Source organism: Pseudarthrobacter sp. TAF60_1, from assembly GCF_052113505.1.
Taxonomy (GTDB): Bacteria; Actinomycetota; Actinomycetes; order Actinomycetales; family Micrococcaceae; genus Arthrobacter.
Genome location: NZ_JBFRDI010000003.1, coordinates 395,076 through 411,329, shown reverse-complemented (window position 1 = coordinate 411,329; position 16,254 = coordinate 395,076). Strand labels below are relative to the sequence as shown.

Annotated in this window: 15 protein-coding genes and 1 tRNA gene; 11 read left to right on the top strand and 5 right to left on the bottom strand. The window is 64.1% G+C overall.

The window, feature by feature from the left end:
* Positions 1–108 precede the first annotated feature (108 nt).
* The 3 genes from AB4Y73_RS05450 to AB4Y73_RS05440 all read right to left on the bottom strand — a co-directional run bounded on the left by AB4Y73_RS05450 (position 109) and on the right by AB4Y73_RS05440 (position 2,188).
* Positions 109–1,299, bottom strand: coding sequence for a type II toxin-antitoxin system HipA family toxin (locus AB4Y73_RS05450; protein ID WP_441869554.1), 1,191 nt, complete (start codon positions 1,297–1,299; stop codon positions 109–111).
* Complete coding sequence (locus AB4Y73_RS05445) at positions 1,292–1,495, bottom strand: helix-turn-helix transcriptional regulator (protein ID WP_441869551.1); 204 nt, start codon at positions 1,493–1,495, stop codon at positions 1,292–1,294. The genes AB4Y73_RS05450 and AB4Y73_RS05445 overlap by 8 nt, the downstream gene beginning before the upstream one ends.
* A 237-nt stretch (positions 1,496–1,732) precedes the next feature.
* Positions 1,733–2,188, bottom strand: coding sequence for a MarR family winged helix-turn-helix transcriptional regulator (locus tag AB4Y73_RS05440; protein WP_441869814.1), 456 nt, complete (start codon positions 2,186–2,188; stop codon positions 1,733–1,735).
* Positions 2,189–2,283: 95 nt separating this feature from the next.
* Here AB4Y73_RS05440 and bcp point away from each other — a divergent pair, with 95 nt between their 5' ends.
* The 8 genes from bcp to AB4Y73_RS05400 all read left to right on the top strand — a co-directional run bounded on the left by bcp (position 2,284) and on the right by AB4Y73_RS05400 (position 12,314).
* Positions 2,284–2,757, top strand: coding sequence for a thioredoxin-dependent thiol peroxidase (bcp, locus tag AB4Y73_RS05435; RefSeq protein ID WP_441869548.1), 474 nt, complete (start codon positions 2,284–2,286; stop codon positions 2,755–2,757).
* Between the two features lie 139 nt (positions 2,758–2,896).
* Positions 2,897–2,978: transfer RNA gene (locus AB4Y73_RS05430), tRNA-Leu, on the top strand.
* A gap of 242 nt (positions 2,979–3,220) precedes the next feature.
* The gene (locus AB4Y73_RS05425) at positions 3,221–3,898 is read left to right on the top strand and encodes a fasciclin domain-containing protein (protein ID WP_441869545.1); all 678 of its coding nucleotides are present in this window, start codon (positions 3,221–3,223) and stop codon (positions 3,896–3,898) included.
* Positions 3,899–4,132: 234 nt separating this feature from the next.
* A complete protein-coding gene (locus AB4Y73_RS05420) occupies positions 4,133–5,755 on the top strand; it encodes an ABC transporter substrate-binding protein (protein WP_441869810.1) in 1,623 nt (540 codons plus the stop codon).
* 79 nt (positions 5,756–5,834) lie between these two features.
* Positions 5,835–7,337 carry a malate:quinone oxidoreductase gene (locus AB4Y73_RS05415; protein ID WP_441869542.1) on the top strand — a complete coding sequence of 501 codons (1,503 nt, stop codon included), beginning with the start codon at positions 5,835–5,837 and terminating at the stop codon, positions 7,335–7,337.
* A 65-nt stretch (positions 7,338–7,402) separates the two neighbouring features.
* A complete protein-coding gene (locus AB4Y73_RS05410; protein ID WP_441869539.1) occupies positions 7,403–10,624 on the top strand; it encodes an efflux RND transporter permease subunit in 3,222 nt (1,073 codons plus the stop codon).
* Positions 10,625–10,734: 110 nt separating this feature from the next.
* The gene (locus AB4Y73_RS05405) at positions 10,735–11,844 is read left to right on the top strand and encodes an LLM class flavin-dependent oxidoreductase (protein ID WP_441869536.1); all 1,110 of its coding nucleotides are present in this window, start codon (positions 10,735–10,737) and stop codon (positions 11,842–11,844) included.
* Positions 11,844–12,314, top strand: coding sequence for a MarR family winged helix-turn-helix transcriptional regulator (locus AB4Y73_RS05400; protein ID WP_441869533.1), 471 nt, complete (start codon positions 11,844–11,846; stop codon positions 12,312–12,314). Before AB4Y73_RS05405 ends, AB4Y73_RS05400 begins: the two co-directional genes overlap by 1 nt.
* 53 nt (positions 12,315–12,367) lie before the next feature.
* On the opposite strand, the gene AB4Y73_RS05395 is transcribed toward AB4Y73_RS05400, so the two are convergent.
* Both AB4Y73_RS05395 and AB4Y73_RS05390 read right to left on the bottom strand, forming a co-directional pair.
* Positions 12,368–13,174, bottom strand: a complete 807-nt coding sequence (locus AB4Y73_RS05395) for a transglutaminase-like domain-containing protein (protein WP_441869530.1) — start codon at positions 13,172–13,174, stop codon at positions 12,368–12,370.
* A gap of 70 nt (positions 13,175–13,244) precedes the next feature.
* A complete protein-coding gene (locus AB4Y73_RS05390; protein WP_441869527.1) occupies positions 13,245–14,051 on the bottom strand; it encodes a hypothetical protein in 807 nt (268 codons plus the stop codon).
* Between the two features lie 95 nt (positions 14,052–14,146).
* On the opposite strand from AB4Y73_RS05390, the gene AB4Y73_RS05385 reads away from it, so the two are divergent.
* From AB4Y73_RS05385 to AB4Y73_RS05375, 3 genes are all read left to right on the top strand, one after another.
* Positions 14,147–14,812 carry a DUF1684 domain-containing protein gene (locus AB4Y73_RS05385; protein WP_441869524.1) on the top strand — a complete coding sequence of 222 codons (666 nt, stop codon included), beginning with the start codon at positions 14,147–14,149 and terminating at the stop codon, positions 14,810–14,812.
* A gap of 80 nt (positions 14,813–14,892) precedes the next feature.
* Positions 14,893–15,741, top strand: a complete 849-nt coding sequence (locus AB4Y73_RS05380; RefSeq protein ID WP_441869522.1) for a fumarylacetoacetate hydrolase family protein — start codon at positions 14,893–14,895, stop codon at positions 15,739–15,741.
* 17 nt (positions 15,742–15,758) lie between these two features.
* A complete protein-coding gene (locus AB4Y73_RS05375) occupies positions 15,759–16,250 on the top strand; it encodes a GtrA family protein (RefSeq protein ID WP_441869519.1) in 492 nt (163 codons plus the stop codon).
* Positions 16,251–16,254 lie beyond the last annotated feature (4 nt).

The following is a 16,254-nucleotide window of genomic DNA, read 5'->3' as shown; positions in this document are numbered from 1 at the left end:
TCATTGGCCACAAGCCTGAAGGCGGGGTTTCGCTTTGCCCGAAATTCGCGCCAGGGCATATCTGCAGACAATTGCTTCTCCAGCAATGCGGCTGAAATGGAGCTCCTGTCAGGCGCCAAGCTGCATGCGGCGGTGCCGGAGCTCCCGGACTGCACCGTTCAGGGGCGATCCGGTGAAGGGCAGGGCCTCCAGGTTGATGGCCAGAGCAGCGGTCAACGCGATCTTATTTGCGGCTGTGGCCGCCCGTTCGGGGAGCCCGATGCTGGCGGCGAACTCTTGCCAGTGTTTCGCCTTGAGGTTCTTCACCTTGCCGGTGACGGTTAGTGCCATAGTGTCGTCACCATAGACAAGCGTGCACGGAATGTCATAGACGGGGGCCACCGCCCAGCCCCCGTGGCGGCCTTCCAGCACTGCGGCGTTCTTGGCATGCAGGTCACCGTTGCCGGTCAGCCAGGCAAAGACGAACTGCAGGTAGAGGTTTCTGATGGCGACGGGCTTGGCTTTGCACAGCCCGGCCAGCGCCAGCACTACTTCTTCAGAGCTGACGGCATATTTTGATGCCGGTGGAAGGTCCACGACCTGGGCAGCATCCTCAAGTGCCAGACGAACGGGTCCATCTTCAGTGGGGCGGTCGAACCGTTCAACCAGCAGTCCTGGCAGGCCGTTCCTGTCAGTGACGACGCTGTGCCGGGCGATGGGGATTCTCAGCGCCTTCGCCCCTGTGAGGTGCGCCGCTTCGTTGACAACAAGGTGGGCATGCCGCGGCGGATCCAGCTTGAGCAGGTAGCGGCGGTTTGCCAGGGCAAGTGGAGTAGTCAACATAGAGGCGCTGGCTTTGGCCTGGACCCCTGGCAGGCCATGGGGATCCACAGCGTCGGCGAGGGCAGCAAAGTCAAGGTCCTCCGGCCGCGAGGTGTCCGCCAGTGGCAGGGGCTCCTCTGGTGTCTCGCCGGCGGGCACGATCTGGACATCGCCGGGTACGTCGGCGCCGACGGCCAGGAGAAGGCTGAGCTCGTCGCCAAGGCTGGTCTTCACGGCATCTTTGAGCACAGTGAGCCGGTGCCCTTCGGGCAGAAGTCCTGAAAAGAAGGATGGCAGCGCCCCGCTGGGCGCCTCAACCGGCTCCACGGCGAGGGGCAACGTGGTACTGACGGGACGGCTGCGAGAGTCCAGGTACTTGGATGTGTAGGAGAAAGCGACGCTTCCCCGTTCAGTTCTGTGCAGGTGACCAGCCAGCAGGCCGGCCTTGTAAACGTCGGCGCTGCGCACAAACTTAAGGCGGCGCAGGTCCTCAGTCATCGGCAACCTTGAGATGGAGGCCCACTGCGTTAGCCGCCGCGGCAACCGTAACCAGTGACGGATTACCCGTTCCCGTTTCGATGGCGTGAACCGTACGGGACGACGTGCCAATCAGATCGGCCAATGTATTTTGGGTGATGCCGGCTTCCTTCCGGGCCCGGCGGATGCTGGCACCAATGGCGGCGACATCTTCCATTCCGGTCCTTTCGGAAATATGTTGCAGAAACGGCGTGTTTACTGACAACTATGCCGGAGGAAGCGGCCTATCCGCAAGATATTTCAGAAATGGCTCATCCAGAGCCCGGTTCGCCCGCTGACGGGAAGACCCTGCAAGATACTGCTGCCGTGCGCTGCGGCAACACCGCGCGCCGTCCCGTTGACGGGTGCCTGCACGAATGCGCAGGTTCAACGAGAATTTCCTACGCCAGCGCTTCTAGCCGAGCGGGGCGCCGTCCACCAGGGCGCGGGCGGCGGGAGATGAGAACTGACTGGCCAGCTCACGGACGACAGCCTGAAGCTCACGCCGCAGGAGCTCAGGATCAATGGTTGCCGCGGCCAGCACGGAACGCTCCATTTCAACAGCTGCGACCGCCGCTTCCCTCCCGCTGTCGGTGAGGGAAACCACCTGGCTGCGCCGGTCCGACGTACTGCGTACGCGTGCGATGTGGCCGTGGGCCTCCAGCCGCGTAAGCGTCTTGCCCATGGTCTGGGCCTGCACCCGGACAAACTGGGCGAGCTGCGCCTGGGTCATGGGACCTTGGGCTGCGAGCACTTCAATGGCTATCACGCCGGCATGCGTCAGTCCGATGGCGCCGAGCTTTTCGTTCCAGGAGTGTTCCACGAGCCGCGCCGCGGTGGATAATAAGCGCCCTGTGGGCCAGCGATCCATGTCAGGCATACCTGCAAGTATAGCTAAGCCTGGTTAGCATCTATTCCGGATGCTTACTAGGGTGTTATGTCCCGCTTGCAACAAGGAGATCAACATTGGCTGAAAGACTTTTGACAGGTGCCGTAGCACCTGACTTCACTTTGAAGGATGCGTCGGGTCAGGACGTGAGCCTGGCTTCGGGCCGGGGCGCAAACACTATCGTCTATTTCTACCCGGCGGCCTCAACCCCCGGTTGCACCAAAGAGGCATGCGACTTCCGTGACAATCTAGCCTCCTTCACCGCGGCCGGCTACCGCGTCCTGGGCGTCTCCCCCGATCCCGTCGAAAAGCTCGCCGCGTTTGCCGCAAAGGAAGATCTCAGTTTCCCGCTGCTTTCAGACGAGGATCATGCTGTGGCGGAGGCCTACGGGGCATGGGGCGAAAAGAAGAACTACGGACGGACATACGAGGGACTGATCCGTTCCACCGTGGTGATCGATCCCGACGGCAACGTGGCACTGGCCCAATACAATGTCCGGGCCACCGGGCACGTGGCGAAACTACGGCGCGACCTCAAATTGGAGGCATAGCGAAGACTTTCGCAATGCCGCCGCGGCGCCGGGGCTGACAGGATGGGCACCCGGCCGAGGCTACAATGGAAACTGGCATCCGCCGTCGTACGTTTTGCTCCAGTCCGCTGGGCGGAGCAGGACCTACGTCAGCTGCCAAGCGCGAGTGGTGAAATTGGCAGACACGCAGGATTTAGGTTCCTGTGCCTTCGGGCGTGGGGGTTCAAGTCCCCCCTTGCGCACCCATATGCAGAGTTCCCGGGCCTCACGGCCCGGGAACTCTGCATTTAACCCAATGACTCCAATTTGGGGAGCGATTAAAGAAGTCTTTTCGATCCACCCATCCATCCCGGAACTCCGCCCGAATACCCCATGAGACACCAGCCAAGGGCAGGTGCCCGATAGTCGGAAAAGGTCACGCGGCAGGCACCACGTCTGCGGCAGGCAAGAAATCGGCAGAAACCAAAAAACAAGGAGAACCGAAATGCAGTCACTCAAGCGCACATCCTTCACCGTCGCAGGCGTAGCAGCTGCCGCCCTGCTGAGCCTTACCGCTTGCGGCGGATCCACCACGACGGCGCCGAGCTCCTCCGCTCCGTCCGCTGCACCGACGACGTCCAGCATGGCCCCGTCACCGTCGAAGACCGCCAGCGCCGCCGCCATGGATCCGGCAGCAAACCTGGTAGGCGCAGGCTGCGCCGGTTACGCCGAGAAGGTCCCCACCGGCGCAGGTTCCGTGGCCGGCATGGCCCTCGACCCGGTGGCTGTCGCCGCCTCAAACAACCCCATCCTGACCACGCTCACGGCCGCTGTGTCCGGCAAGCTGAACCCCAAAGTGAACCTGGTGGACACGCTCAACGGCGGCGAATTCACGGTCTTCGCGCCGGTGGACGATGCCTTCGCAAAGATCGACGCGGCAACCATCGGGACACTTAAGACCGACGACGCCCTGCTGAGCAAGATCCTGACCTACCACGTTGTCCCCGGCCAGATCACGCCGGACAAGATCGCCGGCACCCACGCCACGGTCCAGGGCGGTTCTGTCACCGTGACCGGCAGCGGCAACGCTCTTAAGGTCGACGGCGCCAACGTCATCTGCGGCGGCGTCAAAACCAAGAACGCCACCGTTTACCTGATCGACTCGGTACTGATGCCCAAGTAATCCGTCCGGACTGCTGCCGGCACGGCGGCACAAGGGATTCGCGGAGGCCCGTTCCTATGAGGAACGGGCCTCCGCTCTGCGAGGGTAACGCGGCTACCGGGAACACCAAGCCCCGTCAATTAGACTGTGTCCCTGGCCCGCAGATGGCGGCGCCGGCCAGAACAGCCCAGAGGTGATAGACGAGTGCCCAGCAGTACATCGCGGCGAACAGTCATCAAGACAAGCGCCGTTCTCATGGCGTTAGGCCTGACGGCCTGTACCGGCACCCCCACGCCGTCGCCGTCGTCCACGTCGCCCACAACGCCCGCCACGCGATCGGAACCCACCCAAACGTTCACGTTCGGCACGGCGTCCCAGCCGCTGGGACTGGACCCGGCCCTCTCGAGCGATGTGGAAAGCTACCGGATCACCCGGCAGATCCTGGAAGGCCTGGTGGGGGTTGACCAGACCACCGGAAAGCCCACCCCGCTGCTGGCGACGGAATGGACCGACTCGAACGAAGGCCGCAGTTACACCTTTAAACTCCGCACGGACGTTTTATTCCAGGACGGAACGCCGTTCAATGCCGATGCCGTCTGCTACAACTTCAACCGCTGGTTCGCTTTCTCCCCGGAACTGCGGGCGAAGGCACCGGGAATCACATTCAAGAGTGTGTTCAAGGCGCACTCCGACGACGCTGCCCTCTCCATCTTCAAAAGCTGTACCGCAGAGGCCCCTGACACGGTCCGGATCGACCTCACCCAGCCCTTCACAGCGTTCCTCCAAGCGCTTACCCTGCCTGCCTTCGCCATCGCTTCCCCTGCAGCCTTGGCCGCCGGTACAGCGGACGTGCTCAACCAGACGCGACACAGCAACCCCCTCTCGACCTTTGCCACGAATCCTGTGGGAACTGGTCCGTACAGCCTGGCCGCCTGGGACGAAACCAGTGTCCGTTTGGTCAGCCACAAGGACTACTGGGGTGACCGCGGCCAGATCGCCACCATTAACTTCGTCACGTACGACCACCCCCAGACACGCCTGCAGGCCCTGCTGGACGGCAAGATCGACGGTTACGACGCCGTGACAGTGGGGAACTTCGATCAACTCGTCAAACGGGGCATGCAAATTGTCCAGCGCGACCCCTTCTCCGTCATGTACCTCGGCATGAACCAGGAAATCCCGATCCTGCAGAACCTTAAGATCCGCCAAGCCATTGAGATGGCGATCGACAAAGACACCCTGATCCGCAAGTTCTTCATCGACAACACGGCCAAGGCCACACAATTCGTCCCGCCCAAGATCAGCGGCTTCAACAACGAAGCCCCGGAGTTGGGCCACGACCCGGCCAAGGCAAAGGCCAACCTTGCAGAAGCCGGCTACGCCGGAGAAGAGCTCCGGTTCTACTACCCGCTGAACGCCACCCGGCCCTACCTTCCCACGCCGGAGAAAATCTATGCGGAGCTCAGCAGGCAACTAACCGCCGTCGGGTTCAACATCAAGCCGGTCCCGGTGGACTGGTCCGACGGCTACCTCCAAAAGGTCCAGTCGCCCGGGGACCACGCCCTGCACCTGCTCGGCTGGAACGGCGCCTATTCAGACGCCGAAAACTTCGTGGGGCCCCTTTTCGGGGAAAAGAACGGCGAGTTCGGGTACCACGATCCACAGGTCTTCTCCAAGATCAACCGGGCCCGGGGCCTGCCCGCCGGCAAGGAACGTGATGAGCAGTACCACACCATCAATGCCCAAATTGCCGCCACTGTCCCGGCTGTTCCGATCGCCTTCCCGATTTCGGCGCTTGCTCTCTCGGACCGCGTCAGTAGCTACCCGGCGTCCCCGGTACTAAGTGAAGTTTTCACGAAGGTGCAGCTAAAGCCTTGACGGCCGGGCCCAATTTCAGTATGAGGCCCGGGCAGGGATATTCTGTGACAGCCAGAGCCGCTGCTATCGGAGACTGATTGTGACCTTCATATCCAAGACCCAACATGCCGACGTCGTACTGATTGGCGGCGGCATCATGAGCGCCACCCTCGGGGCGTTCATCAAGCAGCTCGAGCCGAACTGGACCATTTCCCTGTTTGAACGCCTGGACCAGCCGGGTCTGGAAAGCTCCGACCCCTGGAACAATGCCGGAACAGGCCACGCCGCACTGTGCGAGCTCAACTACTCCCCCGCAGCCAAGGACGGCTCGGTGAATCCTGCCAAGGCACTGCTGATCAACGAGCAGTTCCAGCTGTCACGGCAGTTCTGGTCCCACTTGGTGCAGGAACAGCTAATCGGCTCGCCGAAGGGCTTTATCAACACCGTCCCGCACATGAGTTTCGTCATCGGCGAGAACAACACCGACTTCCTCAAGACCCGCTACGAAGCGCTCAAGTCCCACACCCTGTTCCGCAGCATGGAGTACTCCGAGGACCACGCACAGATCGCCAAGTGGGCGCCGCTCATTGTCAAGGGCCGCGACCCCAAGCAGCGCATCGCCGCCACCCGCGCAGCCGAGGGCACCGACGTCGACTTCGGGGCACTGACCCGTGAGCTGACCACCTACCTGGGCAAGAACGGCGTCGAGGTCAACTACGGCCACGAGGTCACCGGCATTAGCAAAGCGGCCGACGGCGGCTGGGACCTTTCGCTGAAGTACCCGGCTTCCGGCGAGCACGGGAAAATTCACGCCAAGTTTGTGTTCGTCGGCGCGGGCGGCGGCGCGCTGCACCTCCTGCAGGCCTCCGGAATCCCGGAGAGCAAGGGTTACGGCGGATTCCCTGTGTCCGGCCAGTTCTTCCGCTGCACCGATGAGACCCTCGCCGCCCAGCACAGCGCCAAAGTTTACGGCCAGGCTTCTGTGGGCGCCCCGCCCATGTCCGTGCCGCACCTGGACACGCGCTACGTCAACGGCAAACGCTCACTCCTGTTTGGCCCGTACGCCGGGTTCTCCACCAACTTCCTGAAGAACGGCTCGTACCTGGACCTGCCGCTGTCCATCCGCCCCAGCAACATCATTCCGATGCTTGCCGTGGCCAAGGACAACATGGACCTCACGGCCTACCTCGTCAAGGAGGTGGCCAAGCGCCATGGCGACAAGGTGGAGGCGCTTCGCGAGTACTACCCCGAGGCCAAGGACGGCGACTGGGAACTGATCACCGCCGGCCAGCGTGTACAGATCATCAAGAAAGATCCGAAGAAGGGTGGCGTGCTGCAGTTCGGCACTGAGGTCATCGCCGGCCGCGATGGCTCAATCGGTGCGCTCCTGGGCGCGTCGCCCGGAGCGTCCACTGCGGTGCCCATCATGATCGAGCTGCTGCAGAAGGCCTTCCCGAAGAGCTTCAAGGGCTGGCAGGGCAAGCTGAAGGACATGATGCCCGGCTATGGCGTGAAGCTTGACGAGAACCCGGACCTTGCTGCCGAGCTCGAAGCGGCCACCGCGAAGGCACTCCAGCTGGAAAGCGTTCCCGCTCACCACTGACGCATCGCCGGCCTGGCGGGCAGGTCCGGTCCCAGCAGTCCGTCAATCCCACAGGAGACCAAGCGATGTTCCGGCTGGCACAACTTTCCCTGGCAAACCGGGCGCTGATCGCGCTGATCACAGTCTTCGCATCTGTGTTCGGCGTGATCACCATGTCGTCGCTGAAGCAGGAACTCATACCCTCCATTGAGTTCCCGCAGATCACCGTGCTGACCCCTATGCCGGGGGCGTCTCCTGAAGTGGTGGATAAGCAGGTCAGCACGCCGCTGGAAACAGCCCTGAACGGGGTGGAGGGCCTGGAGTCAACCTCCTCGACGTCGCGCAACGGCTCGTCGCAGATCACCATGGTCTTCACCTACGGGACAAATCTCGACCGGGCCCGGAACCAGATCGACCGGGCCATCTCCAACGCCAAGCGGTCCCTGCCGGCGGACGTGCAGCCGCAAGCCTTCGCCGGCAGCATCAGTGACTTCCCCATCGTGTTCCTGGCGGTGTCCTCCGACAAGCCACTGAGTCAGCTGAACGCCGACCTCCAGCGGCTGTCAGTCCCCCGGCTTCAGAAGATCGACGGCGTCCGCGGCGCTGACGTTACGGGCGGCGCGACCCAGCACATCGAGGTACTCCCGCGTCCCGAGGCGATGGCCGCCAGCGGCGCCACCATCGAGTCCATCCGGAACGCGCTGGGGAACAACGGATCACTCATCCCGGCGGGCACCATCGAGGAGCAGGGCAAGACCCTGTCCCTGCAGATCGGCAGCCCGGTGGACTCCCTGGACACCATCAGGGCGCTACCACTTGGCGGCGCCAAAAACGGGGCAACGATCGGCACAGTCGCGGACGTCAGCCTCAAGGACAACGAACGCACTTCCATTACCCGCACCAACGGCGAGGAAACGCTGGCGGTCTCCGTCACCAAGAAGCCTGAAGGCGACACTGTGGGCATTTCCCACGCCGTGAACGACTCGCTGGCCGCCCTTGAAGCGGAACTCGGATCCAACGCCAAGTTCACCGCGGTCTTCGATCAGGCCCCGTTCATCGAGAAGTCCATCAAGGACCTCACTACGGAAGGGCTGCTCGGGCTGGGCTTCGCGGTGGCCGTCATCCTGGTGTTCCTGATGTCCACGCGCTCCACTCTGGTGACAGCGGTGTCCATTCCCCTTTCGCTTCTGGTGACTTTCATCGGGCTCTCGGCGACGGGCTATTCGCTGAACATTCTGACTTTGGGCGGTCTCACCATCGCGATAGGTCGTGTGGTGGACGACTCCATTGTGGTGATCGAGAACATCAAGCGCCACCTCAGCTACGGCGAGGAAAAGGTTGCCGCCATCCTCACCGCGATCCGCGAAGTGGCCGGCGCCATCACTGCCTCGACGCTGACCACCGTAGCCGTTTTCCTGCCGATCGCTTTCGTGGGCGAGCTCGCGGGCGAACTGTTCCGGCCCTTCGCACTGACGGTCACCATGGCGCTCCTGGCGTCCCTGCTGGTCTCGTTGACCATCGTTCCGGTCCTCGCTTACTGGTTCCTCAAGAGCCCGGCCGTTGCCGCTCCGGGCTCCGCCGCCGCCGGTGAAGCTGCTGCCGCTGCCCGGGCCAGGGCACACGAGTCCGAACAGAAGAGCCGGCTACAGCGCGCGTACCTGCCGATCTTGAACAAGACGCAGAAGCATCCGGTGTGGACACTCGTTGCCGCCCTGCTGGTCCTTGGCGGAACAGGTGCCATGACGCCGCTACTGGCCACCAACCTCCTCGGCGATTCCGGCCAGAACAGTATGACGGTCCGCCAGGTGTTGCCGGCGGGCACAAGCCTCGCCGACACCAGTTCCGCGGCGGTAAGGCTCGAAGAAGTACTCCGCGGCATTGACGGCGTCAAGAACGTCCAGGTCACCTCCGGCAACGCGCAGGCGGGCTTCGCCGCGCTCACCTCCTCCGGCTCCTCCAACTCCACGTTCACCGTGGTGACGGACGAGAAAGTGAACCAGGCAAAACTCCAGGAAACGGTGCGCACGAAATTGGCCGAGGTGGCCGATTCCGGGAAGGTTACCGTGGGCTCCCAGCAGGGCGGCTTTGGCACGTCCTCCACAGTGGATATCACCATCAAGGCGGCGACCTCCGCGGATCTCCGCACGGCCAGCGATGCCATGGTGGAAGCCATGACCGGTGTCCCGGAGGCCAGCGAGGTGACCACCAACCTGGCTGCCAGCCAGCCCGTGGTCCAGGTCAAGGTGGACCGGGCCAAAACGGTCGCCGCCGGCCTCAACGAGCAGCAGGTGGCCGGCGTCCTGGCCGCCACGATCAGCCCCATCCCGGCCGGCACGGTCCGGATCGACACCAATGACTTCCCCGTACAGATCGGCAAAGGCACCCGGTTCACCAGCATTGACGCGGTGCGCCGCATCCCCTTGCCGGCCGCGGGCGGACCTGTGACGCTGGGCAGCATTGCCACCGTAGAGCAGGTGGACGTGCCGGTTTCGATCACCGCCAGCAACGGCCAGCGGACCGCGAAAGTGTCAGTCACGCCGTCGGGCTCCAACCTCGGTGCGGTGAACGCCGAGGTGCAGAAGCGCCTCGCGGAGGTCACCCTGCCGGCCGGGGTGACCGCGGAACTCGGCGGCGCCACCACACAGCAGGCAGAGTCCTTCCGGCAGTTGGGCCTGGCGCTCCTCGCGGCCATCGCCATTGTGTACGTCATCATGGTGGCCACCTTCAAGTCCCTGGTCCAGCCGCTGATCCTGCTGGTCTCGGTTCCCTTTGCGGCCACGGGAGCCGTTGCGCTACTCCTGGCGACAGGGGTTCCCCTGGGCCTGCCATCGCTGATCGGCATGCTGATGCTCGTGGGAATCGTGGTCACCAATGCGATCGTGCTCATCGACCTCATAAACCAGTACCGGAAGCCGCAGAACGGCGTGCCTGGAATGACCGTCGCAGATGCCATCACGCACGGCGCGCGGCAGCGCCTCCGCCCCATCCTGATGACCGCTCTCGCCACTGTTTTCGCCCTGACGCCCATGGCGCTGGGACTGACCGGAGGCGGCGGTTTCATCTCCCAGCCGCTGGCAGTGGTGGTGATCGGTGGCCTGGTCTCCTCCACCGCATTGACCCTGGTCCTGGTGCCGGTCCTGTACCGGCTCGTTGAGGGGCGGCGGGAACGCAAGTCGCTGCTCCGCGCCATGCAGGAGCGCCCAGAGTTTGCAGCGGCGGACGACGTCGACGCAGAGTTCAGCGACTGGACCACCGGCATGACCCCCAAGGTCAGCGGCCGCCGCGCCGCCGCCGGGGACCCCGAATAACTGGGAATATTCCCTTCCCTGCGGCGTTATACCCTGCGATACATGCAAATGCATGAAAATCTGGTATATTGGCACCAACCCCAGAGAAGTCCAGGAACGGAAGGCTAACCATGCAGATCGGCGTATTCAGCGTCAGCGACATCACCACTGACCCCACTACCGGCCGGACGCCCACGGAGAACGAACGCATCAAGGCGTCCGTTGCGATCGCCAAAAAAGTCGAAGAAATTGGCATGGATGTCTATGCCATCGGCGAACACCACAACCGCCCGTTCTTCTCCTCGTCGCCCACCACAACGCTGGCCTACATCGCCGCCCAGACTGAGCGGATCACCCTTTCGACGGCCACCACGCTGATCACCACCAACGATCCCGTCAAGATCGCGGAAGACTTCGCCATGCTCCAGCACCTGGCCGACGGCCGCGTGGACCTGGTCCTGGGCCGCGGCAACACCGCCCCTGTCTACCCCTGGTTCGGCAAGAACATCCAGGACGGCGTTGAACTGGCCATCGAGAACTACAGCCTGCTGCGCCGCCTCTGGGATGAGGACACTGTCAACTGGTCCGGCAAGTTCCGCACCCCGCTGCAGAACTTCACCTCTACGCCGCGGCCGCTCGACGGCGTCGCCCCCTTTGTGTGGCACGGTTCCATCCGCACGCCGCAGATCGCCGAAGTGGCCGCCTACTACGGCGACGGCTTCTTCGCGAACAACATCTTCTGGCCCAAGGAGCACTACCAGCAGCTGATCGGCCTCTACCGCGAGCGCTACGAGCACTACGGCCACGGCAAGGCGGACCAGGCAATCGTGGGGCTCGGCGGCCAGTTCTTTATGCGCAAGAACTCCCAGGACGCCGTCAAGGAATTCCGCCCCTACTTCGACAACGCACCCGTCTACGGCCACGGCCCGTCGATGGAGGACTTCACATCGCAGACTCCCCTCACCGTGGGCAGCCCGCAGGAAGTGATCGAGAAGACCCTCACGTTCCGTGAGTACTTCGGCGACTACCAGCGCCAGCTGTTCCTCATCGACCATGCCGGCCTGCCCCTGAAGACTGTCCTCGAACAGCTGGACCTCTTCGGCGAGGAAGTCCTCCCGGTCCTGCGTAAAGAGTATGCGGCCAAGAAGCCGGCACACGTGCCGGATCCCCCTACCCACGCCAGCCGCGTAGCTGCCCTCATGGCATCCCAGGCAACCGAAAAAGCATCCTCGGAGGCGTGATGGCTACCGAAGGTAAGGAAGCTCCGAGCCGGCTGGCAGCGGAAACCTGGGAATCCCTGTTCCGGGCTCAGGTTGCGGTCATGCGCAGACTCCAGGCAGGCAAGGCCTTCAAGAATGTGGCCATCAACGAGTACGACGTCCTGTTTACGCTCTCCCGGTGTCCGTCCGGATGGCTGCGCCTCAATGAGCTCAATGACCACGTCCTCCTCAGCCAGTCGAGCCTCAGCCGGTTGGTGGAGCGGCTGGAAAAGCGCGGCCTCGTGGACCGGATGCCCGCCCCCGACGACGGCCGGGGCGTGCTGTTGAAGCTCACCGAGGAAGGGGCAGCACTGCAGAAGGAGATCGGCCGCGAGCACGTGCGGGACATCTCCAACCTGGTGGGGACGGCCCTGACGGCTGCAGAGCAGAAGGAGCTTCAGCGGCTGACCGAAAAGCTCCGTGATTCCGTCGGCGCCAAACCGGTGAAGTAACGGCGGGCTGAGAGCCCTGCCCTGGCCCGCCTGGCGGGCCAGGGCAGAACCAGTCAGCCCAGAACCACCATTCCGGCGGGATCCTCGACGGGCAGCTGGCCGTTGACCACAGCGGTGACGCGCAGCTCGTTCAAGGTCAGGCGCCCGCCCACGGTGGACAGGAACGCAGTGTCGGATGAGTCCCGGCCGCCCGTGATCCGCAGCATCGACTCCCGCGGGGCCAGCCCCGTGGGGTCGATGACATGCCACGCGCCATTGACATGGGCCTCCGCCACGGCGTGGAAGTCCATCGGGGCCAGGCCCGGCGCATAGACGGCCGCGAGCCGCGCCGGGATATCCTTCGAGCGCAACAGTGCGATGGCCAGGTGTGCGAAGTCCCGGCACACGCCGCGGCGGTGCAGGAGCGTTTCCACTGCGCCGTCGGTCCCCCGGGAAGAGCCGCTGACATACCGCAACTCGCCGTAGACCCAGTTCCTGACGGCCTGGAGCAGTTCAGCACCGTGCAGGCCGCCAAATTCGGCGTAAGCGGTGGGCAGGAGCCGGTCAGACTCTGCATAGCGGCTCGGCCGGACATATCGGATGAGGTCGGCCAGGGTGGACTCCTCGGGCTCCGCCCGTCCTACAACTGTTGCAGAGTACTCAACGGTCACCTCGGCCGGATCAGCAAACTCCATGTAGTGGAGGCGGCCGCCGTGACAATCGGCCAACTCGCGGAACGGGACCATCGCCCCGTCAGCCGTAACGGTGAGGGACTCGTCGAACGAGGTGTAGCCGGGGTTTTTGGCTACGGCTACGGCCAAGGCTGCCTTGGTATCCGCCACGGTCTTAAAAACCATGCGTGCGGCAACGGTGCGTTCCATGTATCTCCGGGGTGTGAGGTAGTGGCAGAACAGCCGCTCTGGCCCGGCGCTGATGGCACCGGAGGCGGGACTAGTTTTTGATCTCCAGAGACATTAGCATCCGCTGCACATTCGCGAAGTCGGGGCCCTCATTGACATACTTGGCGGCCTGGTCCAGGGTGTCAAAGGCCTTGGCAGGGGCCACCTTTTCATCCGGCGCAAAAGCTTTCAGGGCAATGACGTCGCCGAACGAGTAGTCGCCCTTGCCCGCGGGACCGCGGACCACGTTGCGCAGTTCGCAAGCTTGGCCGCCCGCCCCGCCCACAATGTTCGTGATGCCATACGAGCCGAAGTACCGGTAGCCCTGGATCACGCGGTACACGGCGTGCGGCGCGATAATGCCTTCGCCCGTCAGGCCGGGAAGCGCCAAGGGAACGCTGCTGATGACCACATAGGGTTTCTTCCCGCCGTCCGGGCAAGCAGGCTCTGACGGCGGCAGTCCCGTCCGCAAGGCAGCCATGAAAGTGCCGTCGGGCTTTTTCACCTCGATCTTCAACGCGCCGGGCAGCGCCCCGTCATCAGGGGTGACGGACTGGGCAATCCATTCGTCGGGCAGGTCAAAACTGACGGTCCGGCCGGCGTCGGTGAAGGTTTTCCAGGAAGTTGCTGTGGCGGCCGGGCCGGGAGTCGTACTGGCCGACCCGCTCGGCGCGGCAGCAGACTCCGGCGCCGGCGAAGTGCTGCCCGTTCCTGTCGCGCCCGGGGCGGCGGAGGACGTGCCCGGCTGCGCGGTCCACGCAGGGCCATTGCCGCCAGACGCACTGCATCCGGCCGCCAGAGTCCCGGCCATTAGGAGCGCCGCGGTCCGTAGTCCCCAGGATGTCGCCCTGCTTGTCATTCAACCAGCCTATCGGCAGATGGGGGGGACCCGGGGGCACGGGCCTCGTGTCGCCGTCGGCCATTCCCCGCAGCCAAGGGGCTAGGCTGGGGAGCATGAGGGATGAGCATTTCGGCACAGAAGAAGAATTGGGCCAGGCGGACATCTCTGCCCTCGACATCGCGGATTGGCGGCTTAGGACGTTCGCACTGTATGAGACAGTGCGGAGAATCGCCGCCGATGACCCCGCCGAGGCCCATTCCCTGTGGCGCCATGAACGCGACCGCATGTTCGGGACCCACCCGGCGTCAGCCCTCACGCCTGAGGCCAAGGCGCAGTTTTCCGGCCTGAAGACGGCGGACTACGATCCTGTGTACCGGTTCTATGTGCCGCTGACTCTTGAAGGGGCGGGGCGGGAGATGACCGCCGAGACCACCACTGACGGCGTGATCCGGTTCATCCGGCTCGGCACGTTCGACCTCCCCGAACTGGGCCAGCTTGGCGTGTGGAAGCTACACGGGTACGGGGGCGGCATTTTCGTTCCGTTCCGCGATGCCACCGCCGGTAAGCCCGGGGGCACCTACGGCGCCGGACGGTACCTTCTGGACACCATCAAGGGCGCCTTCCATGGAGTCCACGGCTCCGGCCCTGGCGCCGAGTTCGTCCTGGACTTCAACTTCGCCTACAACCCGTCCTGCGCGTATAACGATGCCTGGGCCTGCCCGCTGCCCGGTCCGTCCAACCGCCTTGCGGTGGAGATCCCGGTGGGCGAGCTGTACTAAGCTGGCCCCCAGTGACCGGACCACCGCGCACACGTTACGGGCCGCCGTCGAACCCTACCCGGAGGACGTAGGATGTCTTCATGACTTCCAGCGTTCCACGCCGCCTCGCCCGCGTCCGCCCACTGTCCCCCGCTGCTGCCGACGAGCATTTCTTCGTGGCCAACGACGCCCCCGATTTCCGTTCGGAGGCCGGACGGTCCTGGACAGTTGTCGAGTCCCCCTTCGCGGCTTCCCGGGCCAACGCCAACAGCCCTGCACGCGCCGGCTGGGAGACCGGCGCTGTCGTGATGGAGGGCTCGTTTACCTTCCTGGCGCCCTCGGTGCCGGCCAATGTCCTGGGCATGGCGCACAACACCGGCCAGCCCGGCCGGGACCTTCCACCGCAGGCCTTCCACAAGGCCGCCACCAGTGTCATCGGCCCCGGCGACGCCATTGAACTGAGTTCCACGGTTGGCTACGTTGACCCGGAAGCCGAGCTCACCGTGGTCATAGGCCGGGCAGTCCGCGGCCTGACGCTGGAAACCGCCCGGAGCGCCGTCCTGGGCTTCACCATCGGCAACGACGTCTCCGCGCGGGACCTGCAGAAGTCGGATGAACTGTGGATCAGCGCCAAGAGCCAGGATACCTTCACCCCCATTGGCCCTTGGATTGTCACCGGGCTCGACGACGCCGACCTCTCCATTGGCATCGTCCACAACGGCACAGAACTCAAGGCCGCCAGCAGCGCCCGCCTTGGCTGGAAGGTGGACGAAATCCTGGTCTACCTCAGCTCCTTCATGACCCTGCATGCAGGCGATCTGATACTCACCGGCTTCCCGGCCGAATGCGCGCGCATCCTCCCCGGTGACACCGTGGTGTGCCGGGTGGAGGGCATCGGCGAACTCATCAACCCCGTCAAAGCTGCGTCCTGGGAGGAATCAGCCGCCTGATATGTCAGGCTTGACCCATGGAATCCCCTGTTGCGCCGAGCGCCCAGCTGACGCAGCAGCCCGCCCGGCGCGCGCCGGCCACCAGACATTACCCCGGAATTTTCAGGTTCCCGGCGGTACGGCAGCTCATCCGATTCACCGGTGTGGGCGTCATCTGCACCGCCTCCTCGCTGGCACTGTACGCGCTGTTGCGGCAGTGGGTTGATCCCCAGCTCGCCAATGCAGCGGCGCTCATCGTGACGTCGGTGATGAACACCGCCTTGAACCGCCGGCTGACCTTCAAGATCACGTCCAACCGGAAGCGGGCACAGGATCATCTGAACGGGCTGATCCTCATCGCCATCGCGTTGCTCATCACCGGCGGCAGCCTGGGGATACTGCACGCGGTGCATCCGGCCTCCACCGTCAGCGACGAGCTCTGGACCACAACCCTGTCCGGCTTTGTTGCCACAGCCTTGCGGTTCACGTTGCTGCGGCACTGGATCTTTCGCCGCGCCCGCCACATCTGAGCCG